Here is a 22,212-nt window from a genome sequence, read left to right as displayed (position 1 = left end):
AGAGGAGGGGTTGGGCATGGAAAAAGATGCGGTAATGGCAGCGGGAGCTGAATTCATGTACAAAGGATGCAGCCCTGTGGATATATTTACTCCTGAGGATTTTACCGGGGAACATAAGATGATTGCAAACACCGCCAAGCGGTTCATCGAAAAGGAAGTGCTGCCGTGTAAGGAAGAAATCGAAAATCAGAACTTTGTGCTTCTCACCGGTAAATTGAGGGCAGCTGGAGATCTTGGGCTCCTTGCCCACAGTATACCCGAGGAATTTGGCGGACTCGCATTGGATAAGATCAGTAAGGGCATAGTCGGAGAAATGGTCGGCGGCTCAGGAAGTTATGGTGTGGCCCACTCCAATCACACCTGCATCGCCACCCTGCCCATCACTTATTTTGGGACTTCTGAACAAAAGGAAAAATACCTGCCAAAGCTTGCATCCGGCGAATATATCGGGGCTTATTGCCTGACAGAACCGGCTGCCGGCTCTGATGCCCTTTCATCGCAGACTACGGCAAGACTGAACACTGAAGGCACACATTATATCTTAAATGGAACGAAGATCTATATTACCAATGCTGCCTTTTCAGACACCTTTATCGTATATGCGAAAATTGACGGCACACAATTTTCTGCGTTCATAGTGGAAAAAGACTTTCCCGGTTTTCAAATCGGACCCGAGGAAAATAAAATGGGCATAAAGGGCTCATCCACCTGCTCGGTCATTCTGGAGGATTGCAGAGTCCCGGTGGAAAACCTGCTGGGGCGGCCCGGGGAAGGCCGCTATATTGCCCTGAACGTGCTTAACCTCGGACGATTCAATCTTGGTTCTGCCTGTGTAGGAGCGGCAAAGGCTGGGCTTAAGAAGGCCATCCAATTTACTGAAGAGCGGATTCAGTTCGGGAAGGCGATTGCTGAATTTGGCGCAACAAAAGAAAAGATTGCCAGAATGGCAGCGAGGATTTATGCCGCCGAATCCATTCAATACCGGACAGCTGGCCTCCTTGAAGGCGCGCTTGGCGGTCTGTATGGCGAAAAGGATAAAAGAAAGATTGCTGCTGCAATGAGCGAGTTTGCGGCAGAGTGTGCCATCTGCAAAGTATATGGATCGGAAACCCTCGACTTCATTGCGGACGAAACTCTTCAGCTGTTTGGCGGGGCCGGGTTCATCAAGGATTATGGCATAGAACAGATGTACAGGGATTCCAGGATCAACCGTATTTTTGAAGGCACAAACGAAATTAACAGGCTCCTGATTCCAGGCAATCTCTTTAAGAAGGTTCTGAAAAAAGAGCTGGACCTTGAAAGTCTATCCCGCGGGGCCATGAGGAATTTTGAAAGCTCTGAACAACGCTTTTCAGGAGAGCATAGCCGGGAGCTGGAAGCCGCAGCATCCATAAGGGATGTGTTCATCCTTATGTCCGGGGCGGCACTGAAAGCATTCGGTTCATCGGTGTTCGAGGAACAGGAGACGGCCATGAGGCTCGCGGATCTGTCCATTGAATTATATGCAGCGGAATCTCTGGTTTTAAGAACCTGTAAAGCGACAGCCGGAAACGGGTCCGGGATGGAAGAAAACCGGATCCATCTGATGAGAATCAGCATCGAGGAGGCATTATGGAATACCGAAAAAATTTCCCGCTCGCTCTGCAGTGAGCTTCTCTCCGGGCAGGAAGCCATGGAGCTTAAAAGAAAGATTTCAGCAAAGCTTTCAAACTTACAGCCTGCAGGGAAAAGCTTTGAACGGTACCGGGAAACTGCAGAAAACCAATACAAAAAAGGTGAGTTTGCCTGCTCATAGGAGGAACAAGCATGAGATTTCAAGGTAGCATTGCCCTGGTCACAGGAGGGGGAAGCGGCATCGGAAAGGCGGCAGCCAGGCTTTTTGCAGCAGAAGGGGCAAAAGTCATCCTGACTGGGAGGACCGAAGCAAGGCTGAAAACTGCAGTGGATGATATCAATGCGGCTGTTGGATTGGAGGCGGTTTCTTACTCTATTTGTGATGTCACGGATGAAGAATCGGTCAAGGCGCTTGCATCTTTTGTGAAAAATGAATATGGCAATCTGCATATTCTCGTAAATAATGCCGGATCTTCTGCACAATCCCGTATTCTCGATACCTCTCTTAAAACGTGGGATGAAGTGCAGGCCGTTAATTTAAAAAGCGTCTTTCTCGTATCGCGGGAGCTCGCAAAAATCATGATAGCCGGAATCGAACCTGATCCGGTAAACCGGGCCATTGTTAATGTGGCCTCCCTTTCCGGACATCAGGCAGGGGCACAGATTCCCCACTACAGCTCGGCGAAAGCGGGTGTTATCCATTTCACAAAATCACTTGCACTGGAGCTGGCATCCTACGGAATCCGGGTAAATTCAGTTTCTCCCGGCTTCATCGAAACACCGCTGACAGAAGGCAGCCTTCAGAATAAAAAATTTGCTGAGGCCATTAAAAAGAATACCGCTCTCGGCCGTATCGGAACGGCTGAAGAGATTGCAACTATCATTGCCTTCGCCGCATCAAAAGAAGCGTCCTATATGACAGGAACGGATATTCTGGCAGATGGCGGCTGGCTTCTTAAATAATTCATAGAGAAAGGGGTAATAAACATGCAACAGAATCATTTGCTGATTAACATCCAAAACAGGATCATGCATCTCACGCTTAACAGGCCAGAGAGCCTCAATTCGTTCAGTCCTGATATGATTGCCGGATTGACCAAAGCCTTCAGGGAAGCGGGAAGAAATCCGGAGGTGAGGGCCGTGATCCTCTCAGGATCCGGGCGCTCCTTCTCCGCGGGGGGAGATGTAAAAACGATGGGAACCGCTGGCCCTGGGGAGGTATATGATCATATCGGCCTCCTGAATGAGTGCATCCTCTCCATAAAAGGATGCGAAAAACCGGTCCTGGCTGCTGTACATGGATTCGCGGCCGGCGCCGGATTCAACCTGGCCCTTGCCTGCGATTTGATTATTGCTGCTGAAGACAGTCAGTTTGCCCTGAGTTTTTCAAAAGTCGGGCTGGTTTCCGACGGAGGCGGGTCTTATTTCCTCACCAGGCTTGTCGGACCTCATCTTGCTAAAGAATTGTTCTTCACGGGAAGGCCCTTCGATGCTCCAAGGCTGCATCAGCTTGGCATCGTGAATGCCGTCTTCCCAAAAGAATCACTGCAGGAAGAAGTTTTCAAAACGGCTGCCGAGCTTGCAGGCGGTCCGCGCAAAGCATTTGGGATGATCAAGAAACTGGTCGATATCAGCATGACGGCAAGTCTCGAAGAAGTGCTGGAGCAGGAACGGATTACCCAGACATTTATGGTATCGACTGATGACCATGAAGAAGGCGTCCAGGCTTTCAAAGAAAAACGGAAACCTGTATTCACAGGAAGATAAGAAGGGGGGAGCATCATGAAAGCCATTCAGTTTACCGAATACGGAACACCTGAAGTGATGAATGCCGTGGAGCTTCCTGTGCCCGAGCCGGGAAGCCGGGAAGTTCTGATCAAGGTGCATGCGGCAGGCGTTAATTACGCGGATACGGCAAGAAGGGAAGGCCAGTATGTGGTCCCGACTCCTCTGCCATTTGTGCCGGGAGCCGAAATAGCCGGAGTTATTGAAAAAATAGGGAGCGGCGTGACTTCCGTCAAAGAGGGGATGCGCGCCGCCTGTTTAATCGAATCAGGGGGCTATGCTGAATATGCACTGGCAGATGAGCGATCCATCATACCTCTTCCTGAGGGACTTACCTATATTCAGGCTGCTTCACTGCCGCTTCAGGGGCTCAGTGCCTATCATATCCTGAAAACGATGGGCAGGCTTGAAAAAGGGGAGTCGGTGCTGGTCCATGCCGCAGCAGGAGGTGTCGGTACCATAGCCGTCCAGCTTGCCCGCCTCTTTGGCGCCGGTACGGTCATAGCAACAGCGAGCACAAGGGATAAGCTTGAACTCGCCGGAGACTTGGGTGCGGATGTGCTGATAAACTATACAGAGGACGGATGGGAGCAGAAAGTACTTGAAGCAACAGGAGGCAAAGGAGTCGACGTTGCGCTTGAAATGGCAGGGGGGCGAATCTTCTATGAAACTCTTAAATGTCTGGCTCCCTTTGGCAGGCTGATCATTTACGGAGTGGCAAGCGGTGTGCAGAGTAAGTTCCATCCTTCCTCACTCATGGCTAAGAACCAGTCTGTCACCGGATTTTTCCTGCCGCAGATCATGAGAAAGCCGGAACTCCTGAAAGCCAGCCTTTCGGAATTGTTCAATTTATTCGGAGAGGGAAGCCTCAAGCTTCCTGAAGGACAGAGCTTTCCCCTGGAGGAAGCAGGAAAAGCACATTCCCTTCTCCAGGAGAGAAAAACAAAAGGAAAATTGATACTCGTACCATGATTTTCGAAAAGACAAGGTTTTTTCAAAAACCTTGTCTTTTTTTGTGTTTTTAGGAGAGTAAAAGAGGGATTGACGGAAAAGAGCGGGTGTCACACAATAGAAGTATCATAGGAGGGATGAAGGCATGAGTGAAGGCATGAAAAAGAATGAAGAAGTTTGGGAAAAGAACATACATACTGATTTCAAGAAGGATCTTTCATACGGTCAATATCTTAAGCTGGATTCCATTCTGGACAGCCAGCGGCTCCTGTCCGGGCATCACGATGAGATGCTCTTTGTTATCATCCATCAGGTCAGTGAGCTTTGGATGAAGCAGGTGCTTCATGAACTGGACGGTGCAAAGAAGTCGATAGCGGGACAGGATCTGGAATCTGCCTTCAAGATGCTTTCCAGGGTTTCTAGGATCCAGCAGCAGCTTATTCAGTCATGGAACGTTCTGGCAACGCTTACACCTGCCGAATATCTCGAATTCCGCGACAAGCTCGGAAGCTCTTCCGGTTTTCAATCATATCAGAATAGATTGATCGAGTTTACCCTCGGCTATAAAAACAGGAAAACCCTTCAGGTTTATCAGCATGATTCCAAACTCCATGCCTTGATGCTGGATGCCCTGTGCGAACCGAGCATCTATGATGTTTCCGTAGCCGCCCTTGCTTCACACGGTTTAAAGGTAGATGAAAATTGCCTGCAGAGGGACTGGTCTCTTCCTTATGAGCCGAATGAAAGTGTGGAGGCGGCCTGGATCGAGGTTTACCGGGATGTGGATACATACTGGGATTTATATGAACTGGCTGAAAAGCTCGTTGATATTGGCAGCCAGCAGCAAATCTGGCGGTTCAACCATATGACAACTGTGGAGCGGATCATCGGACATAAGACAGGTACTGGAGGCTCCTCTGGGGTCACGTACTTAAAAAGAGTCCTGGATCAGCAGTTTTTTCCTGAACTATGGACGCTCCGGACAAAGTTATAAGGAGGATTTTTTTATGAATAATTGGATAGACATCTCTCAGACGTTACGGGGTGGCATGCCAGTATGGCCGGGTGATACCCCGTTTTCCTATGAAGTCTCATGGCCATATGAAGAAAGCGGCTCCGTGAATGTCGGGAAACTTGTTCTGAGTACCCATACTGGCACCCATATTGACGCACCCTTTCATTTTGATAATGAAGGAAGGCGGGTGCATGAGCTGGATATAAACCTTTATATGGGTGTAGCTCAGGTTATTCACTTATCAGGAATTCAAAAGATAGGTATCAAGGAAATGGAAGGAAAGCACATAGAGGGCATAGTAAGGCTGATCATCCGCACAGACAGCTGGAAGGACAAGAGCACGTTCCCGCAATCAATTCCTCCATTCGACCCGGAGGCAGCTTCCTATTTAGCAGGGCGGGGAGTCCGTTTGATCGGACTTGATCTGCCATCCGTTGACGAGCTCGACAGCAAGGAACTTCCTGCACATCACGCATTGAATAAGGCAGGCATACATATCCTCGAGGGACTGCTGCTGGATGCAGTGGATGAAGGGCTGTATGATCTCGCTGCCCTTCCCCTGGCCATAGAAGGAAGTGATGGCAGTCCGGTAAGGGCGGTCATTAGAAGGCGTTAAAACTTACGAATGAAGGATTTGAATGAAATGCTGGAAGTGAAAATAGAGAGGATTCCATATGAGAGAAAGGTAACATTACGCAATCTCCTGGCACTGTATCAATATGATTTTAGTGAAATGACGGGGGATGACGTCAATGATGCGGGTTTTTTTGAATATAAGTACCTCGATCATTATTGGACAGATTCTGACCGATATCCCTACTTTGTTGTATGTTGCGGAAAGCTTGCAGGTTTTGCTATGGTACGAAGGATTTCTGAAGGTGGAAACGAATATTATTCCATGGCTGAATTCTTCATATTAAGAAAGTACCGAAGAAATTCCGCTGGAATGGCTGCCGCCGGTATGATTTTCAATCTTCATCCGGGAACCTGGCAGCTATCGGTGGTGAAACAGAACCATAAAGCCAAGGCATTTTGGGACAAGACGATCACTCGCTGCTGTAATGATAGTAAAAAGATAGTGAGAGAAAACGACGATGGAACAGTATTTTCGTTTAGTACTTAAGCCGAACGGTGTGAGTACATAACAGGAAAGCAAAGAGTGTAAAAATGGAATGCTTTGGGGCTGGTGTCGGCCAGAATAGTGTTTCCCCTCAAGGAGAATGCAGAAAAAAAAGACAGCCCCCCGGCTGTCTTTTCCATTTTATAGTGTTTTGGCTCCAAGATATCTTGGTCCCCAGTACGAGTTGTCCAGAGATGCAATGGAAACTCCCTTGGAAGATGCTGCACTGATGAATTCGTTATTTCCAATATAAATCCCAACATGGGAAACTCCGCTACCGGAAGTGTTGAAGAAGACCAGATCTCCCGGTTTAGGAGAAGAGACCTTCAGACCTACATTGGTATAAAGAGAAGATGACGTTCTTGGCAGGTAGATGCCCTGTTCTTTAAATACATAATAAATCAGCCCTGAACAATCAAATCCAGATGGAGAGGTTCCGCCCCAAACATAAGGGACTCCCATGAATTTTTTAGCATAATTGATGAGCCTTGTGTTGTCTACTTTGTAGACGCCAAGAGCTTTGAATGTGGTTGGACCTGCAACGCCATCAGCTGTCAGCCCTTTGGCACTCTGGAAATTCTTTACGGCGCTGGTTGTATAAGAACCATAGTAGGTAGTGAAGGAACCAGTATATCCGAAATAGTTTTTAACTTTAAGCAATGCTTGAAGCTGTTTAACATCAGCATGTGTTTGGGTTGGTTTCAGGGTTACATCCCCGATATTTGCGAAGGCTTGAAGAGGCGATAGCATAAGAGCAGAAGCAATAGCAGTTGTTGCAATAAACTTTTTCATTAGTTTCCCTTTTCCCCCTAGATATTCTTTGTATGTTTATTGCTATCATTCTACTAAATGAATGTTTCAAAAAACGACATATTCCTTTACAGTTAGATTACAAAATATAGGTAAAAAGACCAAGGAAAAATGTAGAAAAACCGCTTGATATCAGCGTTTATGGATTATTAAGGGTCAAATTCCAACATTATCCACATGGAAGCTGCCATTGAAAATCAAGCGGCAGATATGATGTATCGAACCTAATCCCGACTTGACTTATCAGAATACACAATATATACTGAATTCATTATAAATTCAATGGAGATTCTTAAGCTATGCAGTTAAATCTCCTCAAAGGAAATGCGGGGGTATTGTATGTCGTTTAGTGCGATCAGCCATCTTGTTTGTCCAAAGTGCGGCAGTGAATATGATGATAGAAAGCTGAATCAGCTTTGCAGCTGCGGCTCACCTCTTTTGGTTTCGTATGATATAGAATCCTTGAGAAGTAAAAGCAAGTATGAAGTGATAGACAGCAGCCGGTTTGATCTTTGGAGATATCATAAGCTGCTTCCTGTCCGTAATGAAGAAAATGTGGTGTCGCTCGGTGAAGGTATGACACCTATCGTGCCGATGAAGGTTATCGGGAAGAAAATGGGCATCGTGAACCTTTTCATGAAAGATGAGGGAATGGTCCCATCAGGATCTTTCAAGGCAAGGGGAGCAGCTGTAGGGGTTTCTAAAGCAAAGGAACTGGGAGTGGCGCAGCTTGCGATGCCGACCAACGGAAATGCAGGGGCCGCCTGGTCGTTATATGCCGCAAGGGCCGGCCTTGAATCTTACATCATCATGCCGCTGGATGCCCCGCCGATCACCCGTAAGGAAGTGGCAATATCAGGCGCCCATCTTTCCCTGATTGACGGACTGATCAGTGATGCCGGCAAAATCGTGGGTGAACTGGTGAAGGAACACGGCTTCTATGATGCATCCACATTAAAGGAGCCTTACAGGATCGAAGGGAAAAAGACCATGGGATATGAAATCCTCGAACAAGCCGGCGGTGATATTCCCGATGTTATCCTTTATCCTACCGGCGGCGGAGTCGGTTTGATTGGAATCTATAAAGCAATCCTGGAATGGAAAGATCTCGGCTGGCTGAGCGGGGATAAGATGCCAAGACTGGTAGCCGTACAGGCAGAAGGATGTGCTCCGATCGTCAAAGCCTGGCAGGAGGGACAAACTGAATCCCAATTCTGGGAAAATTCCGAGACGGCTGCTTTTGGTATTAATGTCCCAAAAGCAATCGGCGACTTCCTGGTACTTGAGGCCCTTTATAAAACAGAAGGCTGTGCGATGGCCGTTTCTGAAGAAAGCATCAAACAAACACATGAAGAAATCGCCCGGCTTGAAGGCAGCTTTGTCTGTCCCGAAGGAGCCGCCACTTTCGCTGCTGCAGCCATGCTAAGGGAAAGCGGCTGGATCAAAGAAGGAGAACGGGTCCTTTGCCTGAATACTGGCCAGGGGATAAAATACCCTGAATTAATCGATGTCGATGCACCGGTCCTTAAGCGGGGCGACACAGCAAAAGACGTAATCGTGAATGCCTGATAAAAAAAGCCTGGTTCTCCAGCCTCTTATGGCGGAAGTTCCAGGCTTTTTAAAATTTCCCTATACCTTAATCATAGCTAAAAATTCCTCAGCCGCCTTCGAGAGATATCGATTCTTTAGCCAGATAACAGCTGCGTCAGACCTAAGTTCTGTTTCTGCAAGCTCCGCTTCACGCACCTTTAAGCCCGGATGCACAGAAAGGACCGATCTTGGGACAATGGAAATTCCAAAACCTGCGGCAACCAGCTGCAGCAGCAAGGCAATGTCAGAACACTCCCCAATTAATTGAGGGGTAATACCGAGTCTTGTGAACTCCTCCATGATCATGGAATGAATCCCGAGGCCTTCTATGCTTGGAAGGATAAGAGGGAAGCTGGATATTTCCTTGATGTCAAAGCTGTCTCCTGATACCGCGAAGTCCTCAGGAAAGACCGCCACAAATGTATCTTCTTCAATGCTGATAAATTCAAAAATCTCCTCCTTGGCCGGAAGGCGGATAATCGCCAGGTCAAGGCTGCGGTTTTCAATCAATTCACTTAAATGAGGGGAATCACTCTGAACGATTTTATAATGAACATGGGGATACTTCCGCTGAAATTTTAATAAAAATTGCGATAACGGAAAGGATGAGAGGGTATTCACGCCGATATGGAGCACACCCTGGACTTCTGTGCCGATTTCTTTGATTTCTTTCATTCCTTCCTCCATAAGGGAAGTCATTTGGAGGGCATGCTTATAAAGAGCATTTCCGGCATCTGTAATCTCTGATTTTTTCCCCTGTCTTTCGAGCAAAATAACACCAAGCTCTTCTTCCATGAGCTTCAGCTGATGGCTGAGTGGCGGCTGTGCCAGATGAAGTCTTCTGGCGGCACCGGAAATGCTCCCTTCTTCCACGATGGCAATAAAATAGCGGAGCTGCCGTAAATCCATGCAAATCGCCTCCTATATGTATAAAGTATAGTAATGATATTATTTAGATATTTTAAGTATAGTCTTTATTATGCTAACATACTTTAGTGTTGAAAATATACAAATAGATGAGGTTTTGATTATGAACAAATTATTCAAACTGGAGGAGCATGGCACCAGCTTCTGGCGGGAAGTCACGGCCGGTCTTATTTCTTTTATCACAATAGTATATATAGTGGCTGTAAACTCGAGCATCATGGCTGATGCCGGCATTCCTTATGAACTAGCCATACTCGGTACCATTCTGACATGTACGGCGAGCTGCCTGCTGATGGGGCTGTGGAGCAATGCACCGCTGATTCTGGCTCCCGGTATGGGAATCAACGTCATGTTTACGTATACACTGGTCCAAAAAAGCGGATTAAGCTGGCAGGAAGCATTGTTGGTGGTTATTATAACCGGGCTGATCTTTATGCTCATCGCCTTTACGCCAATTGCGGCCTCGATTTCACAGGCTATCCCGCATTCCCTTAAAGAAGGGCTTACTGTGGGGATAGGAATCCTTTTAACAATGATTGGATTGAAAAACACAGGTGTTATCGTTGCAAATGAAGGTACATTGGTATCAATCGGAAGCTTCAGCGACCCGGCGGTTCTGGCAACACTGATAGGAATCATCATTACGGTCACACTCTTCATAAAGAATGTACCAGGCAATATCCTGATCAGCATTATCATCAACAGTATCATCGCGTTTCTATTCGGATTGATTGATTTGTCCAAGCTGCATTGGAGTGTTCCGTCATTCAATGAATATGGTGAATTATTCGGTGCCTTTTCATGGTCAGCCATCGGCAGCATGACCTTTTGGTTCGCAGCATTTTCGCTCGCTATGGTCGTCATTTTTGAAAACATCGGACTTGTCTACGGCCAGACACGGCTGGCAGGATCACCTCAGAAGTACAAAAAAGCACTTCAGGCTACTTCCTTGTCAGTGGTGCTGAGTGGTCTCTTCGGTTCAAGCCCGACCGTTTCAACCGTGGAAGGAACCTCAGGCATCACGGCAGGAGGAAGGACCGGCCTTACAAGTGTAACCACTGGCATCCTGTTCCTTCTGTCCCTGCTAATCATCCCGTTAATCAAGCTGATTCCGGACAGCGCCATTTCTCCGGTGCTTGTCCTGATTGGAGCGCTAATGCTTCAGAGCATCAAGGGAATCAATCTGGATGATCTCACAGAAGCCTTTCCTGCCTATGTGATCATCGTGTTCATTCCGCTCACCTACAGCATCGTAGACGGCCTGGCACTTGGATTCATCGCTTATCCTATCATCAAATTGCTGACAGGAAAGGGAAGAGAAGTCAGCATTACACTTTATATTATCGCGGCCCTATTCCTGCTCAATTATTTGATCAGCGCTATTCAGGGAGCTTAACGTATAGTATAGTAAAGATAATAACGGGTGAAAGGAGGGATGGTTTTATGTATTGCCAATCCAATAAGCAAAAGCCGCAGATCCCTCTTTTCTTACGATTGGGATAGGTGTGCCTTAACGGGTTTCATACAAAATAGCTTCAGTAAAAAAGCCAAATGGTATTTCATTTGGCTTTTTTTCATCCAGAGAAACCCTGCTTTGCTTTTGGAAAAACACATAGTAAAAGGGGAATAATCTAATGATGAAGCTAAGTACAATGAAGGTAGTGATGGAAACGTTAGATGAAAAATGGCAGAGCAGACTTGCCGAGGAAATACTATCACCCTGGAATTACGAACCAGGTACTGTTTATTTCGTCCGGGCAAGCGCCAACTTTATATTCAGGTTCACATATCAACGACGCCGTTACTTCTTGCGTTTCAATTCAGCAGAGGAAAAAGAGTTGTCCGGCATTCAATGTGAGCTGGAGATTTTGCAGCAGTTGTCCAGCAGTGAAGTAACTACTGTAAAGCCGGTAATGTCGAAAAATGGATATGCCGTTGAAAAATCAGTAAATTTACAAGGAACTTTTTACGCATCTGTGTTTGAAGAACTTCCTGGCGGTCATATAGATCTGGAAAATATGGATAAGGGCAATCTTTTTGAATGGGGCCGTGCACTTGGCTCGCTCCACAACGAGTTTTCCCAGCTGCCTGAAGGGTGCCTGGAATGCCGGGATAATCCTCAAAGCTTACTGGAAAAAGTTAAAGAATGGCTTCCCACCCGCAGTCCAAAAGTTGCAAGGGAATTAGACCAAATCGAGCATGAAATGTCCTTTTGGCCGAAAAGCAAGGAAACTTACGGATATATCCATTTTGATTGTGAGCCGGATAATGTGCTTTTTAATGAAGGAAGAGCAGGAATCATCGATTTTGATGACAGCATGAACAACTGGTATGGAGCAGATATTGTATATTCACTTCGTGATCTGGATGGAATTAATGAAAAATACGAGAAACTGCAGCCATTTCTCCAAGGTTATAGAAACAGGTTCAAATTGGAATCGGATTTTTATGAAAAAGCAGAATGGTATTTCCGTTTCCATCAATTATACATGTACGCCAGGATGTTAAGGAGCGTTGACATCAAGGAGCATTCCAGTGACCCTGAGTGGCTTCGAGTACTAAGGAACAAGCTGTTGAGTGAGATAGCTAAATATGAGATGGAACTGTAAGGACATAAAAAAGCTAAGAAATCTCTTAGCTTTTTTGTTTACAGAACATTTGTTCTTATGTGCTGAAAATGGCATTTAAACGCTGATCGGTTAATTCCACGAGCAGCCGGTTGCCAAGATGAGTTCCCATTTCCTTCGTTTTTTGCAGCAGAGAAAGAATACCTGAAAGGCCAGAATTCTCCAATGCCATCCGGTCACAGGCTATTTCAGCCTCTATATTGATGGTATCAACCAATACAGGGTGGGAGAGATGGCCGATTTCATGCCAAATGATTGCTTCCATCAATTCACCATCCATACAAAAATAATTATAATCATATACGACGATAAAGCCGCTATAATCATCAGATAGGGAAGTACAGAAGACAGATAAAAGCCTGGAATCAATGCCTAAAAGAATCATTTGGCTTTCATCAGCCAAACCGTGGGACTCTAAAATAAATTGTTTATCTTCCATAATTCCTATCGTTTTTGCAACACCATAAACGTCTGGATCCAGGACACCGCGAATGTCAGCCATAGAAAAAACCCTCCTGAAGAAGAATGACCGGGGCATGGACAAAAAATATAGCTGCTTAACACATGTATATGTAAATTAAGCAGCAAAATAGCATTTAATTTATGTGATATCAGTTTAGACAGAATATGGAAAATGCATACGAACATAAGAAGGTTAATTGAAAGAATTTTTGTTTTGACTGATTGAATAATTTGAGTTAACAAAACCGACGGCTGACAATAATGTCACTGTAGAATACGAACTTGGAAACTCAGGAAGCAGCCAGCAGCCATGTGTAAAATTGTGTACAATAAAAAAGAAAGATCAAAAAAAAAGAATGGATTCTATATAGGTAAAAATCTATAAAATTTCTCACTGTTTCAAGTAATCTTTTGTTTTGAGATAAAATAACGTTTCTAAATCAACTTCCTATAATATATATTATGTAAACTAGAATTATGAAAAAGGAATCCAGCGATTCCTCTGCATTAGAACCTGCTCTCCTCCATATTATGCTGACTGGAATTTTCTAAGGCACGGGGATCCACCGGCTGCATTTTACTAAATGAGTACGTAAAGAACTAAACGAAGTTCCGGTCCGTTCTTTAATTCTTCCATAACTAAAGAAGTATAAAGAACCATAAAAAAAAGCCGCCAAACATGGCCGCAGTATTTTAAAAAATCTTTTGTGTTTAACAAGAAAGAGATTTCTAGTTTTAAAGGTATATTTTAATTCAGGCACAAAACAACCCTCTTTTTGCAATGCTTATTCTGTATACTTACCTGAATTACGGAAATGTTCAGCAAGAAACGAATTAACTTCTTCCGGAGTTTCAAGTGCCAGAGAATGGCCCGCGTTGGCAATGACTTTACACACACCATTTCTTACTGTGACTGCAATTTTATTCGACTGTTCAACCGTATAGGCATGATCTTCAGCTCCCGCAATCGCCAACATCGGAACATCCACTCCATTTAGTTCACTCAGGATTCGTTTGCGATGAAACACCTGATATGCAACATCGCCAATTGTACGATCCAAACCCTCTATGTGATCCTTCCAGAAATTGAGTTCATTCGCAAAAGACGGATCTTCAAGTGATGTGTCTCCAAACATAATGTATATCAAAGTTTGGGACATGGGCTTGCCTCCATATTTCTGTAGATGCTCAACAATTGGCTGAAATTCATCTATTTTATATTCCTCTTCAGCGGATGTCCCCAGCACTGAACATGAAATAAGGAGTTCTGGATGCCTTGCAGCCAGACGCAAAGCAATGAAGCCCCCCATAGAGTTACCAACAAAATGACAGGGGCCTAAAACAAGCTCGTTAATAAGTGCTGCCGCATCCTCTGTCAATGTATCCAAATCAAGCATCTCCAGCGTATCTTTAGCACTTTTCCCTTGCCCCCGATGATCATAACAAATGACTCTGTATTCACCAGCAAACCGTTCCACTTGTTTATGAAACATTCGACTATTAAAGAATAATGAGTGACTGAAAACCAAGGCTGGTGCATCTTTTGGACCGGTATCCTGGTAGTAAAGCGTAGTTCCGTTTACATCAATGAACGGCATAAATGAACCTCCTTTAATAATATTTGTATTCACACTTTCCAGATCACTTCTTCATGGGATTTTTATATTAAGATAGTGGAATAGCTAAAATCCTGTTCAACAATTCGCGTTGATCGATCGTATTTCGTTATAAAATTGTTGGAATTAAGGCAAGCGCGAACTCTTTCGTGTACTTATGGATGGTTAACTAAATCAGTGCCTTGATTGATGTAAGGCTTATGACCGAAAACCGTAAATCACATCTTCGCCGTCGCATTTGATCTTTCCTCTTTTTAAGACCATTATTTTGATGAACAGGATGATCTTATCCATATGCCCCTTGTCAGCCTATTCCCCATCCACATTTAGCGATGTCTCATCCACCACGATTTCTTCCTTCTCCTATAAAACCCGCGGGAGGGTTTCCTGTAAAGCGGCGTGAAGATTTAAGTCTAAATTCTTTATAATATCGGTAGCAATGTAGCCTGAAGCCCATTTTTCACCAGTAGGGTATTTATATTGAAAATCACTATTATGGGACATCAACCCGATCTCCCTTTGTTTCACATTCCTGCCCCGTTAGTTAAACAAGTTTGTTTCGATTATTCTAATTTTAACATAAGTTCTTAAAGCGGTTTCAAATTTTTGCACACCAAATATAACATCAAAAACGGAATTTTTAAGCTGTTCTTAATATCTCCACTGTAGTGGTTGGAATTCCGGCAAGAATCTTAGAGGAGTTGTTTTCAAAGACCCTTTAAAAATAGTTTCGTTCATCAGAGGATGCTGCTAGTTACCTATGTGACTTGTCATTTAAACCAAGAACATTTTGATGTGGTTTTCTTAAATGTTAAAAGTGTTGTTATTGGCCGAATGGAGTGATCGAATTCATGGCAAAGAGGACTGCACTAATTACAAGCCGGAAAAGGTTACCCTTTTTATTTATGAGCATATATTACAAACAACAATTTCAACTCTGCTCCATACGCAAATTCCCGTCATAAAGGAGATGTTTCAATGATTTTAACGTTAGGAATGGCAAAAAAGTTACTAAAAGGCGCAGAAAGGAGAGCAAGGGAACTCGGTATTTCAGAAGTAATTGCAATTGTTGATGAAGGCGGGAATTTAATCGCCTGCCACCGCATGAATGATGCCTGGATCTCCAGTATTTCCCTTGCTCAAAAAAAGGCCTGGACTTCAGTTGCCATGAAAATGCCCACTTCCAATTTAGCGGGAATGGCTCGTCCAAATGGTGAATTGTATGGGGTAAACACCACTGATGAGCGTATTGTCATTTTTGGTGGCGGAATCCCGCTAGTAATGGATGGCCATATTGTGGGTGCTGTTGGAGCCAGCGGCAGCACGGTTGAAAATGATATGGAGGTTGCAGCGGCTGCTGTTCAAGTTTTTGACAGCTTGTATGGGCACGGTTATTCCCATGGCCCCAGGGAATAGTGTTTCGTCTGCTGGAAATCACTCCTTATAACAGCTATCCGCACACAAAACGGCAGAAAAATATAAGTAAATGAACGTTCATTTAATTTTTAGGCCTTAAACTGGCCCTTAAATGTAAAAATGGGTGCGATCCTTCTTACGGGAAAGCGCCCGAATGTAGAATATCGTCTATCTATTGAATAGTAACCTTGTACTACCAGCAATCTACTTCATAATTTGGTCACTGACTTAATCCGCTTATATCATCCAGCATTTATAACAGAACTTTTAGTAAGTGTAAATAAGATATTAGATGCTACTTTTTGGGCTGATCAAGTGCTTGGTAAGCTACCTGATACTTTCCTCCATCTGCAACTTCTGAATGATACAAGGCCTTGAGGGCATTGTTTTTTTCAAGACCATGCTCATCCTTTAGTTCTTTAAAGCGTATATGCAGTTCTTTATTTTCCTTAATGAGTTGTTGCATTTGCGATTTTAAATACTTCAAAATATTTAACTCCTTTCTAAATATCTGAGTTTAGCCTAATTTTTAACAGAAATAACCTGTTTAAAAAGATCCCTAAATTGCACCCGGTCTTCTGCTGTAAAAGGCTTTGGTCCCTTTGTTCGCTGTCCGCCTTTTCTAGCCATTGCACTTAAATAACGTGTTTGTAATAATTGGTCAATATTTTCATTTGTATATCTAAATCCTTTATGGTGGAGGACGGTAATTCCTTTTGCTAAACCTAGTGACGCAAGACCATAATCTTGCGTAACGATAATATCTCCTTTTTCCACTAACTTCACAATCCGATAATCTGCAGCATCTGCTCCAGAATCAACATAAATGGTTTTCACTCCTGATGGCTGTTCTGCATTAGAAAAATGAGAAAAGCTTGTAACAAGGATAACCGGAATTTCAAAATCGCTTGCTTCAGAAATAATAATATCTTTCACCGGACAAGCATCTGCATCCACATAAATTTTCATCTTTCCCCTCCTGTTAAGAAGTTCGAATTACTATTTAACTTGATCTTTTCCACTATAAAAGGGACTGGTTACTTTTGTTTAAAAATAATATAGAGTTCTTCCTTTAGCTGTATTTTTATATCCTCCTATTATACTTTATAGAATTGTGTTGGCAAATGGTCGTTCAATTGCCAACAAAAGATATCTTAGAATTAAATACATGATTTGAATGTCCACACATTTTATCGGTGTAAAAGAAAACGGATAAATGTACAGGATGATCACCTGTATACACTTCTTTATATATATGAATGAAGTCATTACTAAAGCAGTTTTTCTAAAGCAGCAAAAAACAGAAACCAATTGGCTTCTGTTTTTGGGTTATCTTTTATTTATCCTTGATCTTATGGTTGCTTTTAAGTAAATCAAAGATAATTTTTGCATTGTCCGTATTATCAATCAATCCGGCAAAACGCTGCTTTTCCGGTCCGTATGCATATAGTGGTACATCTTCGCCAGTGTGTCCGCTTGTAGTCCAGCCTGTATAAGACCTGGCATTAAAGATGGCTTCTATGGCCTCATCCACTTTTTTAGATGCCACAGCATCTTTAACGGATTTCACTTCCTCGGGAGTTAAAGGTAAATCAATGTATTTAGCAAGAGTTTGCTCGACATTGGCTCCGTTTAGGATCTCATTTGAAATAAAGTCAGGGGTTCTTTTTGCAGCTTTTATTGGCTCCGTATTCCAGTTATAAACTCCGCTGCTTCCAACGGTAAGACCACCAGTGCCGTGATCGGCAGTTGCTACAACGAGAGTATTTCCATCTTTCTTGGCAAAGTCGATAACTGCCTTAAATGCACGTTCGAAATCTTCCATTTCACTCATTGAAGCAACAATGTCATTATCATGGTTTGCCCAATCTATCTGGCTTCCTTCAACCATAAGGAAGAATCCATCTTTATCGGATTTCAATTTTTTTATAGCGGTTTTGGTCATATCTTCTAATGATGGCAGATCAGCTGTTCTGTCTATCATTTTTGGCATACCGCCGGGTGCAAATAATCCAAGAATTTTACTATTATTATTTCGCAGCAAGTCTTGTTTATTGGTCACAACACTATATCCGTCTTTTTTGAATTGTGCTGCCAGGTTCCGGTCCTTACGGATAAAATTAGACATCCCTCCACCCAGCAGCACATCCACTTTATGTTTTCCTTTAACTTTTTGATCGAAGTAGTCATCAGCAATCGCATCCATGTTTTTACGGTGTTCATCATGTGCTCCAAAAGCGGCCGGTGTGGCATGAGTCAATTCAGATGTTGCCACAAGGCCGGTTGCTTTCCCTTTTTCCTTGGCAGCTTCCAGTACTGTTTTGACTTCCGACTTATCATTATCCACGGCAATGGCAGCATTATATGTTTTCACCCCGCTTGACATGGCGGTTGCTGCTGAAGCAGAATCGGTAATATTTTGATCCTCATCTTCGGCAATCGTCATCTGGCTTCCTACTTTGTATTTGTCGAAGGTGGTTCTATCCAGTTCTTTTGTGTCAGGATTGTCTTTCATATAGCGATGTGCAGCGATATTGGATTCTCCCATGCCATCACCAATCATGAAAATGATATTCTTGGCTTTTGGCTGTTTATGCATTTTAGCCTCAGCATCCGGTTTCAGGCTAGTGTAACCGCTTCCAATTATCAGCGTAGAAATAACAGCAAAGGGAATAACTCGTTTTACCGTTTTTTTTAACACGTTTACTCCTCCTCAAATAAATTAACAGCTCACATGGACATTCGAAATATGTACAAATGGCAATATCATACACTTACCATGTACCCTTTTTCTTACCCGCCTCTTAAAGCTCAAAAACCCGGTAATGTAAAACACATCTTTAGTACCACGCCTGTGGTGGTTAACACAGGTAAAGCACTTAAAATAACCTGGGTCCCGATCGGATCTCATTTAGACTTGTAAGAATCCTATGTAACATAATGATTATTAGGATATGATTTATTATGTTAGTTTTGGATTATTTATCTAGAAAGGTCCATCGCGCTCCTAATTGCTTTTGCTAATTCTCCCTTTTGTATACTTTTACCTAAGTAGATACGATTTATTTGGCCAAAGCCTCCACTTCTTCCTCTTTCATGGTAACCCACACTATAACCTTCGTCCTTGTCATGTTGTACGTCAACCATCCTTATACCTTCGGTAGCCTTTTTATAACTTTTCTTTTTTTAAACTTTTTGTATAACTCTTGGACTTTCCATATCCGGTTCTTTAGTATAACATAACTCTAACGCTTTGTAAGTGATCTCTTCTAATTCCTCAGTGGAGACATTTTTATTAGTTTGCAAGTAACTGTCCATTTCAACTATTCCATAATCGGCATCGAAAACAGGCACTAAGTAAAGCATGCTGCTAGAGTCATCAATATAAATTTGAGCTATTCTGTATTCTATTTTCAAAGATTTTCACCTCATGGTTATGATTGCTGAGTTCTTTAGAATGACTATTTTCTAAAAGATTCTGATTCTTGATCAGTTCTGTGAGGAGATTTCATTATTAAACAAAGTTGATTGTAGCGGAAGGTACGAGACTCCTGCGGGAGAAGCGGGACAGGTGAGACCCCGCAGGCGAAGACGAGGAGGCTCACCGCCCGCCCCGCGGAAAGCGAGTGCCTGCAGTGGAAATCAACTTTCTTCTTTAACAACAACAATGTATGCGTAAGCAGCCACAGATTTAAATATATTCCTATAAATACACATCTCAAAAAAAAAACGACTGCCCCAGCAGCCGTTTCACCTTGATATCTATCTGTTTATCACTTTTTCAAGTGAATTGAATCGATAATATCGGCAATCGTAAAATCTTTTAAATAGTGCCCAAGATGTTCTTCCGCACCTAAAAAAATGGCAAAAAGCACGCGTTGTATATTGGCACCGACCAGACATTCTTCATTAGAATCGGGGCATTTGGGCTGAAGGGCACCTTCTGATGTTAATTTATAAATATCCCAGAGGCTGACTCCGCTAAATTCCCTGCTGAAGATGAATCCTCCGCCTGTGCCCTGCCTGGAATCAATGAAGCCGTGTTTCTTCAATAAACTAAGGACTTTGCGGATCCGGACCGGATGGACTCCTGCACTTTCTGAGATGGCTTCACTGGTCGACATGCGATCAGGCTGCAGTGCAAGGTATGTTAAACTGTGAACGGCAAGAGTGAAATCACTATTCATAGCCTGCCTCCTTCCTTAATACTGTAATCTTAAATGTTACAGTATGCCTGGTCAAGATTCTGGTTTGTTAATCAGCCGTTCTTTCTTAGTTCCTGCTGGGAAAACACCCTCAATTTGCGGGGAAGGAAGCTTCTAATTTCCTCCTCGTTATAACCTACCTGCAGTCTTTTTTCATCAAGGATGATAGGTCTGCGCAGCATTTGCGGGTTTTCTGCAATGATTTTATATAATTCCTGCAATGGAAGTGAATCAATATCTACATTTAATTCCTGATAGGCTCTGGATTTTGTAGAAATGATTTCTTCTGTACCACTCTCTGTCAGGCGCAGGATGCTTTTAATTTCATCTACTGTCAGCGGTTCATTGAGGATATTTCTTTCCACAAAATCAATTTCATGCTTTTCAAGCCAAGTTCTTGCTTTCCGGCAGGAACCGCAGCTGGGTGACAGATATAGATTTACCATTTGATCGGCACTCCTTTTCATAAGTCATTACAATCCCTATATAAAATCATTAAGATCTGAAATGGATTGTCTAATGTAATAATAATATTTACAGTTAGTTTAGTCAATAGTATTTTTTAATGACGAACCCTTGTACTGACACTTAAAGCTGCCATAAATGGCAGCTTGGTCTATAATGTTTGATTCTCAATTATTATGATTACTGGGAAGAAGGATAATAAATTCCGAACCTCTCCCTATTTCACTTTTCACCTTTATCTTGCCTTTAAATGATCGGATAATCTGGTAACTGACCATCATTCCCAGTCCTGTCCCTTTTTCTTTCAAGGAATAAAAGGGTGAACCAAGCCTATCCATCTGCTTTGGGGTCATACCGATTCCCTGGTCTTTAATCTGTATCTCTATCTGTTCTTTCCCGGAAGTCTTGCAGGTAACCCAAATGATACCGCCTTCGGGCATGGATTCCACTGCATTTTTTAATATGTTGATCAAGGATTGATTAAATTTTTGGGGATTGGCATAAATCCAGCAGTCTTCGTTTATATCTATCTTGATTTCAACATTATGATTCAAGCTATAGCTTTGTATAATATTAACTACCCGTTTTAACTGACGGCCTGCGTTTATCCTTTCATTAATTTCTGCCAAGGGCTTTCCAAAGGATAGGAATTCATGAATGATCTCATTCGCACGGTCTAATTCTTCAATTGAGATCTGGATATACTCTTTTTTCTCCTTAGGAAGGTCAGGTTCGTCAAGCAGCTGCAGGAATCCCCGGGTCACTTGCATGGGGTTCCTGATTTCATGGGCAAAAACACTCGACAACTCGCTAATTACACGTAATTTCTCTGAGTTTTGAAGCTCGAAACGGAGCTGATGGATTTCCCTTATTGTTTCGTATAATTCGGTGAAAAACCAAGTCACTGCTACAACGAATATAAGATGAATTACCTGTACCTCTATAGTGTCCCAGGAGAAATTCCTTAATAAACCGAAAAGAGTCAACCCGGCTGTACAATAGAAAAGGGATAAGCAGGCGGCAATTTTCACTCTGTCATTTTTGGGGGACATCATAAACTTCTTTTGATAATAAAAAAAGACAGGTAGTGAAATCAGGAGCACCAGGACTGTATTATAAAATCCTAAACTGACTCCTGAATAAAGGCGGCAGCATATGATTAGGCCGGCTAGAAAAACGCCATGGCTGATTCCGCCATACAAGATCCCGAATAACAGCGGAATGATCCTTAATTCCAAACGTGCACCTTCTCCATAGTCCACAGGAAAAGACATGCACAATATGATCGATATTCCCCACATCAAGGTCATGATCATTTTTCTCTTTTTTTCATTTTCTACCTTTTCGGTAATGAACGTAAAGTATATGAATATGGGCAGGATTAAACATGTAAGCTGGAGCAAAAAGTCTTTGATTATACTCATCTCATAACCCTTCTGCCAGTCAAGCATCCCCTGACCGGCCGAGTTCTTTGTATCTTTTAAGTTACACTATTATAACAATAGTTTACAAGATGAAATTAAGACTATGCCTAACAATTATATATCAGAGTAAATGCCCGGAGTATAAGTGATCCTTCCTGACCTTTTCCTATTCAATGGTCATCATA

General features: G+C 43.2%; 22 protein-coding genes. 11 read left to right on the top strand and 11 right to left on the bottom strand.

The genetic code is table 11. The annotated features are described in order from the left end of the window. The first annotated feature begins 16 nt into the window (after positions 1-16). The 7 genes from V1498_RS10980 to V1498_RS10950 all read left to right on the top strand — a co-directional run bounded on the left by V1498_RS10980 (position 17) and on the right by V1498_RS10950 (position 6,488). The gene (locus V1498_RS10980; protein WP_409298991.1) at positions 17-1,795 is read left to right on the top strand and encodes an acyl-CoA dehydrogenase family protein; all 1,779 of its coding nucleotides are present in this window, start codon (positions 17-19) and stop codon (positions 1,793-1,795) included. Between the two features lie 11 nt (positions 1,796-1,806). Further along, a complete protein-coding gene (locus tag V1498_RS10975) occupies positions 1,807-2,577 on the top strand; it encodes an SDR family NAD(P)-dependent oxidoreductase (RefSeq protein WP_409298989.1) in 771 nt (256 codons plus the stop codon). 24 nt (positions 2,578-2,601) lie between these two features. After that, positions 2,602-3,381 carry an enoyl-CoA hydratase/isomerase family protein gene (locus V1498_RS10970; RefSeq protein WP_409298987.1) on the top strand — a complete coding sequence of 260 codons (780 nt, stop codon included), beginning with the start codon at positions 2,602-2,604 and terminating at the stop codon, positions 3,379-3,381. Between the two features lie 15 nt (positions 3,382-3,396). Further along, the gene (locus V1498_RS10965) at positions 3,397-4,371 is read left to right on the top strand and encodes a zinc-binding alcohol dehydrogenase family protein (RefSeq protein ID WP_409298985.1); all 975 of its coding nucleotides are present in this window, start codon (positions 3,397-3,399) and stop codon (positions 4,369-4,371) included. A gap of 124 nt (positions 4,372-4,495) precedes the next feature. Continuing rightward, positions 4,496-5,344 carry a tryptophan 2,3-dioxygenase gene (gene kynA / locus V1498_RS10960; protein ID WP_409298984.1) on the top strand — a complete coding sequence of 283 codons (849 nt, stop codon included), beginning with the start codon at positions 4,496-4,498 and terminating at the stop codon, positions 5,342-5,344. 13 nt (positions 5,345-5,357) lie between these two features. After that, the gene (gene kynB, locus V1498_RS10955) at positions 5,358-5,981 is read left to right on the top strand and encodes an arylformamidase (protein ID WP_409298982.1); all 624 of its coding nucleotides are present in this window, start codon (positions 5,358-5,360) and stop codon (positions 5,979-5,981) included. Between the two features lie 27 nt (positions 5,982-6,008). Continuing rightward, the gene (locus V1498_RS10950; protein WP_409298980.1) at positions 6,009-6,488 is read left to right on the top strand and encodes a GNAT family N-acetyltransferase; all 480 of its coding nucleotides are present in this window, start codon (positions 6,009-6,011) and stop codon (positions 6,486-6,488) included. A 138-nt stretch (positions 6,489-6,626) separates the two neighbouring features. On the opposite strand, the gene V1498_RS10945 is transcribed toward V1498_RS10950, so the two are convergent. After that, positions 6,627-7,277: a C40 family peptidase gene (locus tag V1498_RS10945; protein WP_409298978.1), complete on the bottom strand. Its 651-nt coding sequence runs from the start codon at positions 7,275-7,277 to the stop codon at positions 6,627-6,629. 357 nt (positions 7,278-7,634) lie between these two features. Between V1498_RS10945 and V1498_RS10940 the strand changes: the two genes are divergently transcribed. Then, the gene (locus V1498_RS10940) at positions 7,635-8,864 is read left to right on the top strand and encodes a threonine synthase (RefSeq protein ID WP_409298976.1); all 1,230 of its coding nucleotides are present in this window, start codon (positions 7,635-7,637) and stop codon (positions 8,862-8,864) included. A gap of 60 nt (positions 8,865-8,924) precedes the next feature. Here V1498_RS10940 and V1498_RS10935 read toward each other — a convergent pair whose 3' ends face one another. Then, on the bottom strand, positions 8,925-9,794 hold the full coding sequence (locus tag V1498_RS10935; RefSeq protein ID WP_409298974.1) for a LysR family transcriptional regulator: 870 nt from the start codon (positions 9,792-9,794) through the stop codon (positions 8,925-8,927). A 121-nt stretch (positions 9,795-9,915) separates the two neighbouring features. On the opposite strand from V1498_RS10935, the gene V1498_RS10930 reads away from it, so the two are divergent. Both V1498_RS10930 and V1498_RS10925 read left to right on the top strand, forming a co-directional pair. Beyond that, the gene (locus V1498_RS10930; RefSeq protein WP_409298973.1) at positions 9,916-11,208 is read left to right on the top strand and encodes an NCS2 family permease; all 1,293 of its coding nucleotides are present in this window, start codon (positions 9,916-9,918) and stop codon (positions 11,206-11,208) included. A gap of 238 nt (positions 11,209-11,446) precedes the next feature. Then, positions 11,447-12,421, top strand: a complete 975-nt coding sequence (locus V1498_RS10925; protein ID WP_409298971.1) for a phosphotransferase enzyme family protein — start codon at positions 11,447-11,449, stop codon at positions 12,419-12,421. A gap of 55 nt (positions 12,422-12,476) precedes the next feature. Here the strand turns inward: V1498_RS10925 and V1498_RS10920 are convergent, their stop codons facing one another. Together V1498_RS10920 and V1498_RS10915 are read right to left on the bottom strand one after the other, a co-directional pair. Continuing rightward, positions 12,477-12,941 carry a hypothetical protein gene (locus V1498_RS10920; protein ID WP_409298970.1) on the bottom strand — a complete coding sequence of 155 codons (465 nt, stop codon included), beginning with the start codon at positions 12,939-12,941 and terminating at the stop codon, positions 12,477-12,479. A 745-nt stretch (positions 12,942-13,686) separates the two neighbouring features. Continuing rightward, positions 13,687-14,499 (bottom strand): alpha/beta fold hydrolase, encoded by an 813-nt coding sequence (locus tag V1498_RS10915; protein WP_409298969.1) that lies wholly within the window; start codon positions 14,497-14,499, stop codon positions 13,687-13,689. 996 nt (positions 14,500-15,495) lie between these two features. On the opposite strand from V1498_RS10915, the gene V1498_RS10910 reads away from it, so the two are divergent. Next, entirely contained in the window at positions 15,496-15,933 is a 438-nt protein-coding gene (locus tag V1498_RS10910) for a GlcG/HbpS family heme-binding protein (protein ID WP_409298967.1), read from the top strand. A gap of 295 nt (positions 15,934-16,228) precedes the next feature. Here the strand turns inward: V1498_RS10910 and V1498_RS10905 are convergent, their stop codons facing one another. From V1498_RS10905 to V1498_RS10875, 7 genes are all read right to left on the bottom strand, one after another. Continuing rightward, complete coding sequence (locus V1498_RS10905) at positions 16,229-16,420, bottom strand: hypothetical protein (protein WP_409298965.1); 192 nt, start codon at positions 16,418-16,420, stop codon at positions 16,229-16,231. Between the two features lie 35 nt (positions 16,421-16,455). Beyond that, on the bottom strand, positions 16,456-16,902 hold the full coding sequence (locus V1498_RS10900; RefSeq protein ID WP_409298963.1) for a YaiI/YqxD family protein: 447 nt from the start codon (positions 16,900-16,902) through the stop codon (positions 16,456-16,458). A gap of 367 nt (positions 16,903-17,269) precedes the next feature. Then, complete coding sequence (locus V1498_RS10895; RefSeq protein ID WP_409298961.1) at positions 17,270-18,634, bottom strand: alkaline phosphatase; 1,365 nt, start codon at positions 18,632-18,634, stop codon at positions 17,270-17,272. A gap of 485 nt (positions 18,635-19,119) precedes the next feature. Continuing rightward, positions 19,120-19,350, bottom strand: a complete 231-nt coding sequence (locus V1498_RS10890; RefSeq protein WP_409298959.1) for a hypothetical protein — start codon at positions 19,348-19,350, stop codon at positions 19,120-19,122. Between the two features lie 356 nt (positions 19,351-19,706). Then, positions 19,707-20,120 (bottom strand): Rrf2 family transcriptional regulator, encoded by a 414-nt coding sequence (locus V1498_RS10885; protein ID WP_409298958.1) that lies wholly within the window; start codon positions 20,118-20,120, stop codon positions 19,707-19,709. Positions 20,121-20,191: 71 nt separating this feature from the next. Next, a complete protein-coding gene (gene spxA / locus V1498_RS10880; protein ID WP_409298956.1) occupies positions 20,192-20,584 on the bottom strand; it encodes a transcriptional regulator SpxA in 393 nt (130 codons plus the stop codon). 186 nt (positions 20,585-20,770) lie between these two features. Next, complete coding sequence (locus V1498_RS10875; protein ID WP_409298954.1) at positions 20,771-22,027, bottom strand: ATP-binding protein; 1,257 nt, start codon at positions 22,025-22,027, stop codon at positions 20,771-20,773. Positions 22,028-22,212 lie beyond the last annotated feature (185 nt).

Source organism: Paraperibacillus marinus (assembly GCF_046237605.1).
Classification (GTDB): Bacteria; Bacillota; Bacilli; order Bacillales; family DSM-1321; genus Paraperibacillus; species Paraperibacillus marinus.
The sequence above is the reverse complement of the archived record's forward strand: the minus strand, read 5'-3'. Positions and strand labels throughout refer to the sequence as shown.

What these genes read in the sequence shown, in the direction of transcription:
- V1498_RS10965 (WP_409298985.1), top strand. Translation starts at nt 3,397, where the DNA reads ATGAAAGCCATTCAGTTTACCGAATACGGAACACCTGAAGTGATGAAT.
- V1498_RS10950 (WP_409298980.1), top strand. Translation starts at nt 6,009, where the DNA reads ATGCTGGAAGTGAAAATAGAGAGGATTCCATATGAGAGAAAGGTAACA.
- V1498_RS10920 (WP_409298970.1), bottom strand. Translation starts at nt 12,941, where the DNA reads ATGGCTGACATTCGCGGTGTCCTGGATCCAGACGTTTATGGTGTTGCA.
- V1498_RS10935 (WP_409298974.1), bottom strand. Translation starts at nt 9,794, where the DNA reads ATGGATTTACGGCAGCTCCGCTATTTTATTGCCATCGTGGAAGAAGGG.
- V1498_RS10900 (WP_409298963.1), bottom strand. Translation starts at nt 16,902, where the DNA reads ATGAAAATTTATGTGGATGCAGATGCTTGTCCGGTGAAAGATATTATT.
- V1498_RS10885 (WP_409298958.1), bottom strand. Translation starts at nt 20,120, where the DNA reads ATGAATAGTGATTTCACTCTTGCCGTTCACAGTTTAACATACCTTGCA.
- V1498_RS10975 (WP_409298989.1), top strand. Translation starts at nt 1,807, where the DNA reads ATGAGATTTCAAGGTAGCATTGCCCTGGTCACAGGAGGGGGAAGCGGC.
- V1498_RS10875 (WP_409298954.1), bottom strand. Translation starts at nt 22,027, where the DNA reads ATGAGTATAATCAAAGACTTTTTGCTCCAGCTTACATGTTTAATCCTG.
- V1498_RS10915 (WP_409298969.1), bottom strand. Translation starts at nt 14,499, where the DNA reads ATGCCGTTCATTGATGTAAACGGAACTACGCTTTACTACCAGGATACC.
- spxA (WP_409298956.1), bottom strand. Translation starts at nt 20,584, where the DNA reads ATGGTAAATCTATATCTGTCACCCAGCTGCGGTTCCTGCCGGAAAGCA.
- V1498_RS10910 (WP_409298967.1), top strand. Translation starts at nt 15,496, where the DNA reads ATGATTTTAACGTTAGGAATGGCAAAAAAGTTACTAAAAGGCGCAGAA.
- V1498_RS10925 (WP_409298971.1), top strand. Translation starts at nt 11,447, where the DNA reads ATGATGAAGCTAAGTACAATGAAGGTAGTGATGGAAACGTTAGATGAA.
- V1498_RS10930 (WP_409298973.1), top strand. Translation starts at nt 9,916, where the DNA reads ATGAACAAATTATTCAAACTGGAGGAGCATGGCACCAGCTTCTGGCGG.
- V1498_RS10940 (WP_409298976.1), top strand. Translation starts at nt 7,635, where the DNA reads ATGTCGTTTAGTGCGATCAGCCATCTTGTTTGTCCAAAGTGCGGCAGT.
- V1498_RS10970 (WP_409298987.1), top strand. Translation starts at nt 2,602, where the DNA reads ATGCAACAGAATCATTTGCTGATTAACATCCAAAACAGGATCATGCAT.
- kynB (WP_409298982.1), top strand. Translation starts at nt 5,358, where the DNA reads ATGAATAATTGGATAGACATCTCTCAGACGTTACGGGGTGGCATGCCA.
- V1498_RS10980 (WP_409298991.1), top strand. Translation starts at nt 17, where the DNA reads ATGGAAAAAGATGCGGTAATGGCAGCGGGAGCTGAATTCATGTACAAA.
- kynA (WP_409298984.1), top strand. Translation starts at nt 4,496, where the DNA reads ATGAGTGAAGGCATGAAAAAGAATGAAGAAGTTTGGGAAAAGAACATA.
- V1498_RS10945 (WP_409298978.1), bottom strand. Translation starts at nt 7,277, where the DNA reads ATGAAAAAGTTTATTGCAACAACTGCTATTGCTTCTGCTCTTATGCTA.